The sequence below is a fragment of the Paenibacillus oceani genome, assembly GCF_014705615.1.
GTDB classification, from domain to species: domain Bacteria; phylum Bacillota; class Bacilli; order Paenibacillales; family NBRC-103111; genus Paenibacillus_AB; species Paenibacillus_AB oceani.
Genome location: NZ_JACXJA010000089.1, coordinates 1 through 1,373 on the forward strand (window position 1 = coordinate 1; position 1,373 = coordinate 1,373).

The window sequence follows — 1,373 nt, forward strand, 5'->3', positions numbered from 1 at the left end:
AACTATAAATGAGCAAAAACGGATACAAAAAAAGACAGTTTGCTAAGCCAGTTTGAACTGCTCACAAACGACATGAAAAGGGATGCCGCTTCGTCCGCATTCATAGACAGCTCGAAATCGATCCTGTTGGACTTGCTTGCGCACAACGCGCAAGCCGTCACCAAACGGGTAGGGTTGTCCCAAGCCGGTCGTGCAGTACAAATGGGTAAAGGCAAGCAAGGCCCACAGACGAATAAAAGCCGTGGCCGAACGAACTTGATACGTGTCAAACCCCAGATTGTTCTTGGACTGGCGAAAAAAGATCTCAATCGGCCATCGTTTGGCGTAGTAAGCCGAAATGGTTTCCGTCTCCAACGAAACGTCGGTGCAGAGGAAGGCTCGAAGCGCCTTGGGTTCCCCAAATGCCTGCTCCGGCCAGCACAGCAGAACAACGGCGTTGTCGATTTCGTTCAACGCGCCTTCGTACCGATACGTCCAGTAAGAAGAGCCGTTCACGGTCACGAGGCGAACGTCTTCCTTCCGGATGTGGCAAGCAAAGTCCTGAGCCGAAATGCGAATGCCCTGCGGGTAGAGGATCCGATTGGTCTTGAGCGCCCCGATCAGATGGTAGCCCGCCGCCGCGTAGCTGTCGATGACACGCGCGCAGGTAAACCAGGAATCGACCAGCACGTACCCGCCATGAGGCGGAAGCGGCAAGGTCGCCGCCATGTCGCTGACGCGGTCGATTTTCGTATAGACCGTGCCATCGGGATGGGTCTTCGTTTTGTCATAGAGATCGATCGAATGGATAAGCGATAAGTCCGCACATCCCACGACGGTGGCTTGAACCTGGTGGCCCCACACGACTTTGCCGAGAAGATGCGAATGATGAAAACCGGTGCACTCCATCGGAACCTGCGCCTGTGACGAAGGCTTGGTCTTCTGAGCGATCGTATCATCATGGATGACGAACAACGGCTCGGCCGTCCGCTCGGACGTTTCCATTACCTGGCGAAGGGATTCGGTCTTTACTTTGGCTTGCAGAACGCCTTCATCCCACTTCCCCTCGGCCAGAAAATGGCCGAGCGTCGTTCGATGACAATTGCTGTATTCCGCGAGATCCACCACTTTGCCGCGAAATCCTTTCGCGGTCGCGGCCGTCATATACGATTCGATATGCGCCAGAACCGGCTTTGAAAAATAGAGCGGCAGCCGGTGCTGCAACAAATAGTTGCGAAGGGTCATATGATCGGGTACGATGGCGGTATGAGACATAGCGAATTCTCCTTGGTGTAGAATGGGGTTGTGGTGACTACTTTTTACCACAAGGAGCGCGCTTTGTCTCTATTCTTTTGATTTTACAGTTTACTGGAAGCGAATTTGCTCATTTATAG

The 1,373-nt window shown here is 53.2% G+C and carries 1 protein-coding gene; it reads right to left on the reverse strand.

Annotation, left to right across the window (positions count from 1 at the left end):
- Nucleotides 1-42: 42 nt before the first annotated feature.
- Nucleotides 43-1,254, reverse strand: a complete 1,212-nt coding sequence (locus tag IDH45_RS33710; protein WP_190932546.1) for an IS701 family transposase — start codon at nt 1,252-1,254, stop codon at nt 43-45.
- Nucleotides 1,255-1,373: the final 119 nt, after the last annotated feature.